The following is a 13,183-nucleotide window of genomic DNA, read 5'->3' as shown; positions in this document are numbered from 1 at the left end:
ATACTCCAAATTTTTCCTTTTGATATTTATCTATCAACCCTTAAAGCTATAGGGGAAACTATATACTGTACCACTTTACGCGAATTTGGGATAAGAATTAGTTAATTCTTATCCCAAATTCGGTGAAATTATCGAAACAATCAGATTTGAGACGACTCTGCATCTGATTGTTAAATTAATATTTTACTAAAAACATAATTTTAATCTTTTAAAATCATGTTTTTAGCTTTAGAAAGGTTTAAAATGCATTCGTAAAACCGCTTTAATGAATGCATTTTTCCTTTATTAAAGTCAATTCGGAATAAGAATTAACTAATTCTTATCCCGAATTGGGGTACTTTCACTATTAAGCAGCAACAAGTGGAACTATAGCTATTTTTTTTATAAAAGCAACGAGTTTTTAACAACATTGACTAGATTAGTTATTTTTATGAACTTAGGGTTGTAATTATTCCCCTTAAAGTTTGTAGTTCTGTACTAGATAATTTATCTATACGAGTAAAAATATTCATAATATTTTGAGTCATGTGTAATTTTTTCTCAGGCACTTTAAAGAAATTCTTTTTGTTTAATTCAGTAAACAAATGTTCAAAGAAATATCCTAACTCTCCTTTTGATACTACGTCCTGTTCATTACTAACATTTATTCTCAGCTGTTTATTACGAAATAGCTCATAACATATAATAATTACTGACTGTGCAATGTTAAGAGAACTAAACCCCCCTGTATTAATGTTAATAATTTTATGGGCATAAGTAATTTCTCTATTTCGCAAACCACAATTTTCACGACCAAACATGATGGCAACTTTAAGACCTGTAGGATAATCCTGACTTAAATGCTCTGATAGAACATAGTTTTTATTGATATTACGTGTTGCTGAACTTGTTGCATATAAATAATCAATATCCTCTATACTTGCTTCCAAACTATCATAAATCTTAGCATTATCTATGATATTTACCGCTGATACCGCCATATTACGTGCCTGTTCATTCGGCCAACCATCTCTAGGTGAAACGATTCTCAACTCTGAAACATCAAAATTCTTCATTGCTCTAGCAGCAGCACCAATATTCTCACCCATTTGAGGTGCTACTAAAATAATAATTGGCATAAATATCTTTGATTAATATGTAATTATTTTCTTCTAAATAGCTACTTAATTCCTACTAACTACTCGTATATAATTACTATACTCTTTCATCTCTGTCAACTATTAGTTTCATAATGAGCCAATGATTTTTTTATTTTATCTAATCTTCTTTAATCAAAGAACGTATCAATGCATTAACTGCTTGCTGATGTTCTGAGTTACGAATTTTCATAAAATTCCTTGACACTTCTATACACATACGCTGATGTTGAGTAAGTACAGGCTCGACATTGTCAGCATCTTCTAAACCTTGATAGAAATAATCGATATTTTTATCTAATGCTTTAGCAATAAGAACCAACCTACCTATTGATATTCTATTAATACCCTTTTCATATTTTTGTAACTGCTGATGTGTTACCTCTATTACCTCTGCAAGTTGTTGACGTGACAACCCCTTGGCAAGCCTTAGAGAATAGATTTTCCCACCTATAAACTGATCAACTTTTTGTATATAGTCATTTCTTCGTACCATAATTAACTCCCTTATGCATGAACTATTAAATTTTAAGAATATAATAGATTATTAACAAATAAAAAGATTACTGTCATATATTATATAACCTAGAAAGCCAACAATTCACATAGGAATACCCACATGTAAACTGTCTACTATCAGTAAGTATTGATTATATTTTTTGTTTATGTACAAGTAGTGCTTAATATTTTTTAACTATTATATAATTATACTGATCTTATAGATACTTAGCAACCTTGTAAATTATAATTTCATTTTTATCGTATTTTTTTAACCTTTTTTTACTATTCTAGATAGAATAAGACTAAAAAATTAAAATCATAGAATTAACTAGGATATTTAAAGAATTATTGCAGAATGTTAAAAAATATACTTAATATAAAAAGTGATAATGTTGAATTTTATATATATACTTGAATGATTATATAAAACAAAAGAAAGTTACTTGATGAAAAGAATTATAAAATGCCTATATCAGGCAGCCTTTAGAACAATTGAACATGATGGTGTTGAACATTCAGGGTATATGTCATTTATGGTACTCCTAACAATCTTTCCTTTTTTAGTTTTTTTATTAGCACTAACAAGTTTTGTTGGAGCATCAGAACTGGGAAAGAATTTTATTACTATTCTTCTTGAGAGTATGCCAGAACTGGCTACTGACTCAATAAAAACTAGGATAAACGAACTTGGAAAAACTCCTCCTCAAAGTCTAATGACCTTAGCGATAATGGGAAGTATTTGGACGGCTTCATCTTTTGTTGAATGTTTAAGAACAATTTTAAATAGGGTATATGAGATAAAATCTCCTCCTACCTACATAAGGCGAAGATTACTTAGCATAGCACAGTTTTTAGTAATCAGTATATTCATTACCTTTGCCATGCTTATTCTCATTATAGTACCAATAATATTAACAAAACTACCGATTATTTTACAAATGATAGAAGAACATAAGCACACTTTAACCCTTTTTCGATATGTTATCATTTTCTGCTCATTATTTATTACCTCCTCATCACTATATTATATAATCCCTAATGCAAAATTAAATTTTACAGACGTAGTTCCTGGAGCTTTATTAACGGTAATTTTATGGGTGATAAGTGGATATTTATTATCTACCTATATAATATATTATAACCAATTAAGTATAATATATGGTTCACTTGGTAGTATAATAGTGACTTTAATATTTTTTTATATTATTAACATGATTTTTATATATGGTGCAGAATTTAATTACCTACTAAGAGAATATCCTTGAAAGCAGAAGAGTATACTCTTCCGCTTTCAAGAAAAGCTATCGCAAAACTTTGAGGCGTGCATGCACGAACAATAGTTTACTACTATAGTCAATTGATGAGAAGTAGGTAGCATCGTCTTCGCTCGCCTATTACAATAGGCATCGCTCCATTTCATAATTTCACTTCTTCAATTATATCATCAACATTCCACCATTAACATGGATAGTTTGACCGGTGATGTAGGAAGCTTTGTCGCTTGCTAGGAAAGCTACTACGTTTGCAACATCTTCGGCTTCTCCGAAAGTTCTAAGAGGAATTTTTTGCATTATAGCCTCTTTTTGAGCTTCGTTTAATTTATCAGTCATGTTTGATTTAATAAAACCAGGAGAAACTACATTAATTGTGATACCCCTACTTGCTACCTCAATTGCTAGAGACTTTGTCATACCGATCAAACCAGCTTTGGAAGCACAATAATTTGCCTGTCCTGGATTACCAGAAACTGCAACCACAGATGATATGTTAATTATTCTACCATAACGAGTTTTCATCATTTTCTTTATCGCTTCACGATTTAGAATAAAGCTAGCTTTTAAGTTTATATCTATAACTTGATCAAACATTTCATTGGACATTTTTATTGCCAGCATATCTTTAGTGATTCCGGCATTACAAACTAAAATGTCGATTTGTTCAAGACTAGACACCAAGTTAGTACATTCATCAATATTTGCTAGATTACATGGTACTATCGTATAATTATCTTTTAAGTTATTTGCAAGTTCTTGTAATTTCTCTTGGTTACTACCACTAATTATCACATGACTACCAAGAGAGTGGAATAGCTTAGCAATGCTACCACCAATTGTCCCAGATGCTCCAGTAATTAGAGATTTTTTAGCAGTTAAATCTATCATTTCTATTCTTCCTCTTCTATAGTTATCGTTTCGCTATCAAAAGTAACACTAGTATTATGAGAAGACTTTTGACGAATTAGTTGTTCTATTTCAGAGCAGATAGCAGGGTGTTCTCTTAGGTAATGTTTGACATTTTCTCTACCTTGACCTATACGAGTGTCATTATATGAAAACCAAGAACCTGATTTTTCTATTATTTCAAATTTAACACCAAGATCAATTATCTCGCTTTCTCTAGAAATACCACTACCATACATTATATCAAATTCTGCCGTTTTAAACGGTGGAGAGACTTTATTTTTAACAACTTTAATCTTAGTTTGGCTTCCTACTAGATCTTCTTTATCCTTGATTGTTGAAATTCTTCTAATATCTAGCCTTACTGAGGCATAAAATTTTAAAGCATTACCACCTGTGGTAGTTTTTGGACTACCAAACATAACGCCTATTTTCATTCTAATTTGGTTAATAAAAATAATTATACAATTAGTTCTTGAAATTGATGCAGTGAGTTTTCTAAGTGCTTGGCTCATTAATCTAGCTTGTAACCCCATATGAGAGTCACCCATTTCCCCTTCAATCTCTGCTTTAGGCACAAGAGCAGCAACACTATCTATAACGACCATATCAATAGCTCCAGAACGTACTAGAGTATCAGTTATTTCAAGTGCCTGCTCTCCAGTATCTGGTTGAGAAATAATAAGCTCGTCAATATTTATGCCAAGTTTTTTGGCATATGCTGGGTCTAAAGCATGTTCTGCATCAATAAAAGCACAAGTACCACCTTTCTTCTGTGCTTCAGCAATTACATGTAGAGTTAAAGTGGTCTTTCCTGAACTTTCCGGTCCAAAAATTTCAATAATTCTTCCCTTAGGTAAACCACCTATACCGAGTGCCAAATCAAGCCCTAGAGATCCTGTTGGTATTGCCTCAACGTCTACAGCAGGGCGTTGACCAAGTTTCATGACAGAACCTTTGCCGTAACTTTTTTCAATCTGGCTAAGTGCAGCAAGCAATGCTCTTTCTTTGTCTATAACGTTCATTTCTAGAATCAGCTTAATAAAATTAAATTAAATTTATAAAGTAACATACGAGGAAAATCCAGTAAAATAATTACAAATATTAATATCATAGTGATTTAAAAATTGCAACTAAAAATTAAAAGAATCTATTCTTTAACCTAAAGCTGATCTGTCAACAGCAACCTTAATGTTTAATTGTTCTTGACCCACAAATCCATGTTATATTGTTTACAATATTCAAGCATATCAACGGTATTAGGATGATGTATGCCAAACTCCTTAATTTGTGGCTTACCAAAGAATTTATAATTATATAAATCTTTACTTTTACAAGCAGCCTTTGCTCCTTTATTGTATAACGTACTTACTTGAGCAATATTTTTACTTCTATCCCCATATAAATAATGATATGTAACAAACGCTTTTTTATAAGATTCTATGGCTTGTTCAAACCTATCTTGAGCAAACAAAATATCACCTTGTACTATATAACCAGCTGCTAGGCTTGGATTTTTAGAATAATTTGTTTTCTCAGGGGTTATGTTTTCCAGTGCTAACAACATGTGGATAGGTTTATTGATGTATTCAGAAGCTTTATCTACTTTATCTAAACCTAATGCACTTCTTGCCATTTCTATGTAAATACTTCATTATCCTTATGCTTGAGAGGTTTATACATATCATATATCTGTTGGGCTTGAGTATAAGCTTCTTGATATCTACCAAGAAAACTCAATATCTCTGTTCTATACACATAAATTGTTACAGCATATGGGTCATTAATATGCAATCCATTTTTTATAAACATTTCAATAACTTTATCTATCCACTTTAAAGCTTCTTTATATTGACCTTGCCTTCCAAATAATATACCTTTTACAGTATATATTGTATATATTTCATCTTCTTGTATTACTCCTCCTAATTTTACTAGTTTTTCTATCGTTTTAAGAAATTCTTCAGCTAATTTAATTTCACCTAAAACTATATAAGCCATAGATATATTATAGAGAACATTCAATTTAATATAATAATTCACTTCTTCACCAAGTTTATCTAAAACCTTTAACGATTTAGTATAATAAATAATAGAGGTTTCAAAATTTTTTAATATTCTATGATAATATGCTCCTATTATTCCTAAATACCTAGCATAACACAATTTTTGGGATTCAGACATTTGCCACAATTTAAATTCTTTATCTTTTTGATTAAACCAATCAAGCATTTGCTCGGCTTTGCTAATATTACAAATGTTTACATATAGAGAAAATAATTCACTTCTTAAACTAAGCATCTCATGTATGTTAATATTATATTTCTCGGCATTTTTGAGAAGAATTTCTAAATTTTCTAGTATAGTCTGTGAGGTTTTCCATAAATATCCTGAATAAGACCCTTTAAATTTAGGTAATTTGGCAATAATATTTTCTAAATATATTTTATTATTATCACCATTTAGTTCCATTATTTTATTGCTAACTATATCATGCATTTCAAAAATAGGGTTATCTTTGTTAGGATCAATATTACTGATTAGCATAGATTTAGATAATTGATATATATCATCATCTAAAGTATCTTTATGATCAGTAATGGTGCTAAGAAGCTGTTTCGAGAAGCTTTGGTTATTTAGTAAAGCTATTTTATTAAGTAATTTTACTGCACTAGGATTTAATTGTTGAATAGCCATGCTAATATTTGTTGCTATTTTATCAGTCGATTGATAAATTTTCTTTTTATATTCCTCTTTATCTAAACCTTTAACTTTGTTAAGTAATTGAGCTCCTTGCACTATCAATATTGGATAACCACTAAAAGATTGCGTTAAAAATTCGATATTATTGTTATTTTTATTGTCTAATAAGTTATTAGCTAAAGCTACAATAGTAGACACATCAAGTAGGGGCATTGCTATAATATTAGATAACTTTTCATTATCTTGCGAACAAAACACGACCTGACCATTATGCTCCCAATCAATTAAATCTTGCACTTTCTTATTTTCATTAACTTTTAAATTATCAAACACCAATAACCATTTATTAGTAGCAGTTAAATATGATATTACTTCTTTTTTTGCTAAAGCAACTTCTTCAGATATATTAGTTTGTTTAACCATATTGAGTTGTTTTGCTAATTTAACAAATTGTTCATTAAGGTCTAGGTTACAATCAAAAAACCAAATTAGATCATAATTATTTTTATTCTCATAACTATACATCCTAATTAACTGAGTTTTACCTATACCACTAGTACCAACTATACTTGCTTGTCTATATTTATTTAAATGCTCATCAAGGATTTTAAGTTGTTGCTCATGATTGACAAAATAACTAACTGGAGTGATTAAATTAGATACTTGTTCTTGAGCAAAAGTATTACTATAAATAATTAGTAATATGAATAATGTTAAAAATTTTTTCATATAATGAAACTGTTGAAAAATAAATTATGCCCTAACGGTACGTATAAAACATATTATTACGAATAACTATAAAGAATAAGCAAAAATAACTCAACTTAAATTTGAATATTAATAATAAAAATCATTAAAAAGTAGGAAAGTTTGTTTGCTAATTCTGAACCTAAATTCCACTAGCCTAGTATCAGTAGAGCATCTTTACAATCTCAAAGTTCGTATAAATAATCCCTTATGGTGATTTTTGACATGTATAACGCCGATAGACCTCTAAATTATAACCTTATCCCAACGTAACTAGTGATTTGAGCAGTATTATTTATCAGGAGTGTAAATGACATCGTCAAACTCCTCATTTAACGAGGGCATTCTGATTTGCAAACTTGCTGTACAATTTATCACATTGAAATTGATGGAATATATTTACAACATATATGATACAATTAACAGCTTGTAAATTGTTATAGTAAGTTATAAACTATCAAATGCAATAGGAAAAAATTACAGGGCAGTTTAAAAGTCATAACTTTAGTCGGGACTTTTAAACTGCCCTGAAAAAATTACTGGAAATTTTATCTTGACAAATCAGTCTAGATCATAAATTGTTTTTTATTCATAACTAACATAGGACTTTAATATATGATCAATCATGTGAATTCAGTAGCATCTTCTAAGGAAAATGTAACTAAAAAATCTTATGATTTGTATTTCGCAGGTCCCTTATTTACTAATAAGGATCTTATAGGTAATTTATATTTGGCTTTAGCCCTAGAGGAGGCATCTAGTGGTAAGTATAAATGTATATTACCTCAAAATTTAGAACAAAGGGATATCCATGCTCAACACATAAAAAATAATGATTTAAAATCTGTAAAAGAAGCTGATGGAGGCATATTTAGTTTTGACGGTTCAGATCCAGATTCTGGTACAGTAGTGGAATTTATTCATAGTAAATTTTTAAATAAACCTGCAGTATTATATAGAAGTGATATTAGGTTGGGGGGAGATCATAAAAGAACCCAGGGTGATCCTTGGAATCTGATGATGTCAAATTATCCGCGTACTAAAGTTGTCATAATTGAGGATATAGTGCCAAAATACCAAGATTTATATAAGCAACATTCAGGTGATGCACACAGTATATCCAAAGCATTATCTCTTTTTATGGTTCAGTCTATTATTAAGGCATTAGATGAAGCATTTGCTACACCGCCATTAGTGCTGCCTGATAACTTAGATAAGAAAATGCTAGATAAGTACTTTCATATACTTAATGATTTAGATATGTACTAGTCAAGACGGACTATTGAAAATAGTATAACAATAATATTTTTTATTGATATAAAATACAGATAAAAATATTTAATTTTTTTAAAAAGATAATTGCTGTTAAGAGCCTTAGAACTTATAGTTCGATATATACCAAATTTATCATATAAGAATTTGGTAATTATTTTAATATTCCCATTAACTAAAGTTTTTCTTTTTAAATATGATAAAGTACCTAATCTAACACTATGGAGATGGAATGTCGACCTAAATCATCATCAATTACTGTCTTCTCATAGCTACCATTACGACGATTATTATCTACTTTTTCTACTTTACTATGTTTTAAGTAGCCCAATTCATGATACAACTCACTTGCCAATATTTTTTCGACTATTTGTTTTTTGAATTTTTGGAATAATCCATCCCGACCAAATACTTCTGACGGATTTGCTTTTGCTAACAACTCTTCTACTAGCTGATTATTTATGTTTAATTTTTCTTTATCTTTATCTATTTCTTTAGCCATAATTTTCCTTTGTTTTATTTACTTCTTTTTACAGTAATCTCTTACTGCTTTTTTTGCAACTTACACAAATCCTATTATAGACTCAATCTTTCTTAATGGTCAAAATCTAGAGTATACTCGGTGAACTTCAAGAATTGGCGTCGTCGTGTCTAAATATCTCCGCTGCTCCGTTACTCATGTACGCTCCGCTGCTCAACTTTGACATTCCTAGCTCTTCTTGAAGTTATACTATCGTCTACCAACTCTTGAAATCATAGCAGTATATATTTACGAAGCCAATTCTTCAAAGCATAAGAGTGTACTTTTTTATCATCCTTTCTACTGAATTATCTAGCACAAGTTCTTGATAATTAGAAGCAAATTCTATCCATCGTAATTCGTTTGATTCAGAATTTTTTACAAAATAGTCGTTGCAAACGGTTTTTAATAAAAATCTCACATCATAATGATAATGTTCTTGGTCTATAGAATTACTAGGAATTAGATGAACATCTATATCATAAATCTGTCTAGAAACCGGTTCAATCTCTAAAATACCGGATTCTTCCTGTGCCTCTTTAATTGCTACAGCCAAAATGTCATTATTACCATCACAATGTCCTCCTGGTTGCAACCATTTATCCAACTTACGATGATGCATCAGTAAGAATTTTGTTTTATTAGAATTAAGCAAGAATCCTGAACCGGTAAAATGTCCTTCTTTTGTCTCCCTACTAAATGGATTTTTACAATTATCTAGAAAGTCCAACATCCTTTCTTTATATTCATATTCTTCTTGAAAATTGCTGACATAATTCTTTATATTTTCATGTAAGTTCATAATACCTCTTTTCGTCCCATCTCTGTCATTTCCATTACAAGCTGCTTTATTTTCTCAACTCTTGATTTATTTACGATCAGTAAAGCATCCTCAGTATTAATAATTATTATATTATCAACTCCTATTACAGCAGTAAGCTTATTATTAGAACTAATATATGAATTTGTACTATCAATGTTTATAACATCGCCTTCGCAGTAATTATTCGTTATATCTTCTTTTTGTATTTGCCATAAAGAATGCCAATTGCCAATATCATTCCAACTAAAATTGGCTTCTATCATAATCATTTGACTAATGTTTTCGATTATAGCATAGTCTAAAGAAATTGGGGTAATATGTAGGTATGGTTCTAAAGCAAGTGTTATATTATTATAATCTTTGGTTGCAAAATAATATGCATCATACGCATGTTTAAAGAGTGCTTTTTGCCATAATTTAGCTTGCTCTAAAATAAAATCTATATTAAAAATAAAAATTCCTGAATTCCAAAAATATTTGCCATTTGCTAGATAATTTTGTGCTTGTTGAAAAGTAGGTTTTTCCACAAATTGTTGGGTGTTGTAAGTTCTATCTGCTAATAACTTATTTATTTTAATATAACCATATTCGGTATTTGCAAAACTAGGCTTAACCCCTATAGTACAAATACCAAATTTTGCGACATAATTCAAAGATTCATTAATAGTAATTAGGTACTTATCAATATCATGTATATAATGATCAGAAGGCAGGAGTATGATCGTATCATAACCGTTATTCTTTGCTTGAATAGCTGATATAATTGCACATGAAGCTGTATTTTTAGGTATAGGTTCTATTATTAAGTCTGCTTCTATATTTAGCTCTCTAAGTTGCTCTTTTGCTATTAATTCATATTCCTTAGCAATTATTAAAGTTGGTTTGCCTAAAGTTCTGTTTGTAATCAAAGTTTTTTGTATTAAACTCAAATTATTAAATATTTTTATAAATTGTTTTGGTTGCATCTGTCGTGATAATGGCCATAATCTAGTTCCTAGACCACCAGCCATAATTACTGCTTTTACTTTCATATATTATTAATTATATAATTATCTAACTAAAGCAACTTATAGTTTATAACTTTAAAAAAGTCTACTAAAATAAACATGGGAAATATATATGCACAAAAATCATAAAAAAACTAATAAGCTTTTCTTTAAAATAGCTGGAGTACTTATAATTACTTATGGTTTTTACCTAGGCTATGTAGAGTTTTATGATCACAAATGGAGATATGTAACTCCTACCGACCAACAAGTACAGAAATATACAATTAGTGAAAACAAAGCCCTAAGATTGTACCAATTAATGAAAGATACTCATGAGATATTGACTAAACATAACATACCATATTGGATTACAAGTGGTACACTTCTTGGGGCAGCAAGGCATAAAGGCATCATACCTTTTGATGATGACTTAGATATTGGCGTAATGCACGCTGATGAAATAAGGTTACAAGATATACTAACAGATTTTGTCGAGTTGGGTTATAAAACTTCTCATCAAGATTTTTACACTATATGCAACAAGGTATGTATAGATATTTTTATTTTTCGCCCAAAAGACAACATGTTTATATATGCTAATTTCAGAACGTTACGTAGATTTCCTAATGATTTCTTTTATATTAACGAAGTATTTCCACTGAGGAAATATCAATTTGGTGAGATTGAAGTTTATGGTCCTCATGAATTTAAAGCTAACCTAGATAGGCAATATCCAGAATGGGATAAATACGGGATAATTCAGCAACCGCATAGTTATTTTGTTACTCTTTCGCCTATTGAACAAAAGACTAAATTCATTTTAACTCCCAAATTATTAAAGCCAGCTATGCCAACTGGTCCTTTAGAAGACCGGGTAATTCCGAAATTACTAACTAAAGAGTAAACTTATCAATGAGTTATATTCCATTATTGCTTACTACCGGACTTGTTGTTTTATTTGGTTTATTTGCTTGGTTTTATCATAAGACAACCAAATTAAATGCAGAATTAGGCTTTCTATCAAATAACTATTTAGAAGCAAATAAGCAGAATCAAATTTTGCAGCAAGAGAAAATTTCTTATATCCAAAAAATTGAGCAATTATCTAGTAAAGTAGACTATCAGAATCAATTGATAACTGAAGCAGATAAAGCAAGACAGGAGTCATATGCATCGGCAAAAAATGCTTTATTTGATCTTGGTAATGAATTGTCTAAACAATTAATTGAAATTCATAGACGGGAAAATCAAGAAGCAAGGGAATTATCAGAAAAAAATATTTCGGGGGCAACAAGCAAATTTAATAACGAGTTTGAACGTTTAATAAACATGGTTGGGTCATTAAGTAGGGATATCGAACAATCTAAAGGAACAGTAGACATTATTAAACAATCCCTTCTTTCTCCATCTGGAGCTGGATTACTTGCTGAAATTACTCTTGAGAACATTCTAAAATCATCAGGTCTACGTTCTAATTTAGACTTTATCATACAATATTCTGTGACAACTACCGATAATTTAAAACTTAGACCAGATGCCCTAGTTTTCTTACCTTCTGGTAACTTAATGGTTATAGATGCAAAAGCTTCAAAGTTTTTAGTAGATTTAGAGCCAGATAGTTCTAATCTTAGTAAAACCATGAATAATCATTTAAAATCCTTAAATAGTAAAGATTACGCGGAAAATATTTTAGTTAGTTTCCAAGATAAAAAAGAACATTTTTCTAATATAGTTACTTTGATGTTTGTCCCTACTGAACAAGCAATTGAAAAAATTCTGATTGCAGATAATAATTTTTTATACAAGGCTTGGAAAAGCAATATTTTCCCAGTTGGTCCAGCAGGACTTATGAATATACTATCATTTGCTAAATTCCAAATTTCAGATTATAGACGGTCAGAAAATCACAAATTAATTATAGAAGAGGTAAGAAAATTATTGACCTCTATTGCTTCGTTAGCGGAGCATTCGCAGAAACTTGGCAATAATATTCAGCATATAGTCAATAATTATGATAAATTTGCCGCTTCTTTTAATCGACATTTTTTATCTAAGGCTAGGAATATTCAAAAATTAGGCATAGATATTGGTAACAAAACAATTCAGCATCCTATAGAGCGTTATCAGCTTGTTTCATCAAAATCTGAAATTATTGATGCCCAGTTGCTCGAATCATCCGATAAAATCAAGGAATTAGAATAGACCTCTTGTATAATTTGCTTATGTTGAGGAATTCGCAGACACTTCCATAATTTCAAAAAATGAGGAATTGACTTTAATTGTTAAAATGTATATACTTAAATGATTTGAAG

13 protein-coding genes are annotated in these 13,183 nt (G+C 30.0%); 4 read left to right on the top strand and 9 right to left on the bottom strand.

The features are described from left to right. Nucleotides 1–428: 428 nt before the first annotated feature. Together ACFEL1_RS06435 and ACFEL1_RS06430 are read right to left on the bottom strand one after the other, a co-directional pair. Nucleotides 429–1,118 carry an RNA methyltransferase gene (locus ACFEL1_RS06435; RefSeq protein ID WP_375330847.1) on the bottom strand — a complete coding sequence of 230 codons (690 nt, stop codon included), beginning with the start codon at nt 1,116–1,118 and terminating at the stop codon, nt 429–431. Nucleotides 1,119–1,257: 139 nt separating this feature from the next. Beyond that, a complete protein-coding gene (locus ACFEL1_RS06430) occupies nt 1,258–1,632 on the bottom strand; it encodes a helix-turn-helix domain-containing protein (RefSeq protein WP_341747243.1) in 375 nt (124 codons plus the stop codon). Between the two features lie 451 nt (nt 1,633–2,083). Here ACFEL1_RS06430 and ACFEL1_RS06425 point away from each other — a divergent pair, with 451 nt between their 5' ends. Further along, nucleotides 2,084–2,902, top strand: coding sequence for a YihY/virulence factor BrkB family protein (locus ACFEL1_RS06425; RefSeq protein WP_342278894.1), 819 nt, complete (start codon nt 2,084–2,086; stop codon nt 2,900–2,902). 171 nt (nt 2,903–3,073) lie between these two features. Here the strand turns inward: ACFEL1_RS06425 and fabG are convergent, their stop codons facing one another. From fabG to ACFEL1_RS06405, 4 genes are all read right to left on the bottom strand, one after another. Next, on the bottom strand, nt 3,074–3,799 hold the full coding sequence (fabG, locus tag ACFEL1_RS06420; RefSeq protein ID WP_342278895.1) for a 3-oxoacyl-ACP reductase FabG: 726 nt from the start codon (nt 3,797–3,799) through the stop codon (nt 3,074–3,076). Between the two features lie 2 nt (nt 3,800–3,801). Beyond that, the gene (recA, locus tag ACFEL1_RS06415) at nt 3,802–4,842 is read right to left on the bottom strand and encodes a recombinase RecA (protein ID WP_375330846.1); all 1,041 of its coding nucleotides are present in this window, start codon (nt 4,840–4,842) and stop codon (nt 3,802–3,804) included. A 170-nt stretch (nt 4,843–5,012) separates the two neighbouring features. Beyond that, nucleotides 5,013–5,453, bottom strand: coding sequence for a hypothetical protein (locus tag ACFEL1_RS06410; RefSeq protein ID WP_375330845.1), 441 nt, complete (start codon nt 5,451–5,453; stop codon nt 5,013–5,015). A 2-nt stretch (nt 5,454–5,455) separates the two neighbouring features. Next, a complete protein-coding gene (locus ACFEL1_RS06405; protein WP_375330844.1) occupies nt 5,456–7,249 on the bottom strand; it encodes a tetratricopeptide repeat protein in 1,794 nt (597 codons plus the stop codon). Between the two features lie 633 nt (nt 7,250–7,882). Between ACFEL1_RS06405 and ACFEL1_RS06400 the strand changes: the two genes are divergently transcribed. Next, the gene (locus tag ACFEL1_RS06400) at nt 7,883–8,536 is read left to right on the top strand and encodes a nucleoside 2-deoxyribosyltransferase (protein WP_341761982.1); all 654 of its coding nucleotides are present in this window, start codon (nt 7,883–7,885) and stop codon (nt 8,534–8,536) included. A 211-nt stretch (nt 8,537–8,747) separates the two neighbouring features. On the opposite strand, the gene ACFEL1_RS06395 is transcribed toward ACFEL1_RS06400, so the two are convergent. The 3 genes from ACFEL1_RS06395 to ACFEL1_RS06385 all read right to left on the bottom strand — a co-directional run bounded on the left by ACFEL1_RS06395 (nt 8,748) and on the right by ACFEL1_RS06385 (nt 10,913). Then, nucleotides 8,748–9,041, bottom strand: a complete 294-nt coding sequence (locus ACFEL1_RS06395; RefSeq protein ID WP_342278933.1) for a transposase — start codon at nt 9,039–9,041, stop codon at nt 8,748–8,750. 283 nt (nt 9,042–9,324) lie between these two features. Beyond that, nucleotides 9,325–9,861 carry an NUDIX hydrolase gene (locus tag ACFEL1_RS06390; protein ID WP_341761978.1) on the bottom strand — a complete coding sequence of 179 codons (537 nt, stop codon included), beginning with the start codon at nt 9,859–9,861 and terminating at the stop codon, nt 9,325–9,327. Continuing rightward, the gene (locus ACFEL1_RS06385; RefSeq protein ID WP_375330843.1) at nt 9,858–10,913 is read right to left on the bottom strand and encodes a mannose-1-phosphate guanylyltransferase; all 1,056 of its coding nucleotides are present in this window, start codon (nt 10,911–10,913) and stop codon (nt 9,858–9,860) included. The genes ACFEL1_RS06390 and ACFEL1_RS06385 overlap by 4 nt, the downstream gene beginning before the upstream one ends. Nucleotides 10,914–11,001: 88 nt before the next feature. Between ACFEL1_RS06385 and ACFEL1_RS06380 the strand changes: the two genes are divergently transcribed. Together ACFEL1_RS06380 and ACFEL1_RS06375 are read left to right on the top strand one after the other, a co-directional pair. Then, nucleotides 11,002–11,775 carry a LicD family protein gene (locus tag ACFEL1_RS06380; RefSeq protein ID WP_341763007.1) on the top strand — a complete coding sequence of 258 codons (774 nt, stop codon included), beginning with the start codon at nt 11,002–11,004 and terminating at the stop codon, nt 11,773–11,775. An 8-nt stretch (nt 11,776–11,783) separates the two neighbouring features. Continuing rightward, nucleotides 11,784–13,073 carry a DNA recombination protein RmuC gene (locus tag ACFEL1_RS06375; RefSeq protein WP_375330842.1) on the top strand — a complete coding sequence of 430 codons (1,290 nt, stop codon included), beginning with the start codon at nt 11,784–11,786 and terminating at the stop codon, nt 13,071–13,073. Nucleotides 13,074–13,183: the final 110 nt, after the last annotated feature.

The sequence above is a fragment of the Candidatus Tisiphia endosymbiont of Oplodontha viridula genome, assembly GCF_964264865.1.
Taxonomy (GTDB): Bacteria; Pseudomonadota; Alphaproteobacteria; order Rickettsiales; family Rickettsiaceae; genus Tisiphia.
The sequence above is the reverse complement of the archived record's forward strand: the minus strand, read 5'-3'. Positions and strand labels throughout refer to the sequence as shown.

Excerpts from the sequence above, each read along its gene's own strand:
- ACFEL1_RS06390 (WP_341761978.1), bottom strand. The coding sequence starts at position 9,861 with ATGAACTTACATGAAAATATAAAGAATTATGTCAGCAATTTTCAAGAA.
- ACFEL1_RS06400 (WP_341761982.1), top strand. The coding sequence starts at position 7,883 with ATGATCAATCATGTGAATTCAGTAGCATCTTCTAAGGAAAATGTAACT.
- recA (WP_375330846.1), bottom strand. The coding sequence starts at position 4,842 with ATGAACGTTATAGACAAAGAAAGAGCATTGCTTGCTGCACTTAGCCAG.
- ACFEL1_RS06380 (WP_341763007.1), top strand. The coding sequence starts at position 11,002 with ATGCACAAAAATCATAAAAAAACTAATAAGCTTTTCTTTAAAATAGCT.
- ACFEL1_RS06430 (WP_341747243.1), bottom strand. The coding sequence starts at position 1,632 with ATGGTACGAAGAAATGACTATATACAAAAAGTTGATCAGTTTATAGGT.
- ACFEL1_RS06385 (WP_375330843.1), bottom strand. The coding sequence starts at position 10,913 with ATGAAAGTAAAAGCAGTAATTATGGCTGGTGGTCTAGGAACTAGATTA.
- ACFEL1_RS06425 (WP_342278894.1), top strand. The coding sequence starts at position 2,084 with ATGAAAAGAATTATAAAATGCCTATATCAGGCAGCCTTTAGAACAATT.
- ACFEL1_RS06405 (WP_375330844.1), bottom strand. The coding sequence starts at position 7,249 with ATGAAAAAATTTTTAACATTATTCATATTACTAATTATTTATAGTAAT.
- ACFEL1_RS06395 (WP_342278933.1), bottom strand. The coding sequence starts at position 9,041 with ATGGCTAAAGAAATAGATAAAGATAAAGAAAAATTAAACATAAATAAT.
- ACFEL1_RS06375 (WP_375330842.1), top strand. The coding sequence starts at position 11,784 with ATGAGTTATATTCCATTATTGCTTACTACCGGACTTGTTGTTTTATTT.
- ACFEL1_RS06410 (WP_375330845.1), bottom strand. The coding sequence starts at position 5,453 with ATGGCAAGAAGTGCATTAGGTTTAGATAAAGTAGATAAAGCTTCTGAA.
- fabG (WP_342278895.1), bottom strand. The coding sequence starts at position 3,799 with ATGATAGATTTAACTGCTAAAAAATCTCTAATTACTGGAGCATCTGGG.
- ACFEL1_RS06435 (WP_375330847.1), bottom strand. The coding sequence starts at position 1,118 with ATGCCAATTATTATTTTAGTAGCACCTCAAATGGGTGAGAATATTGGT.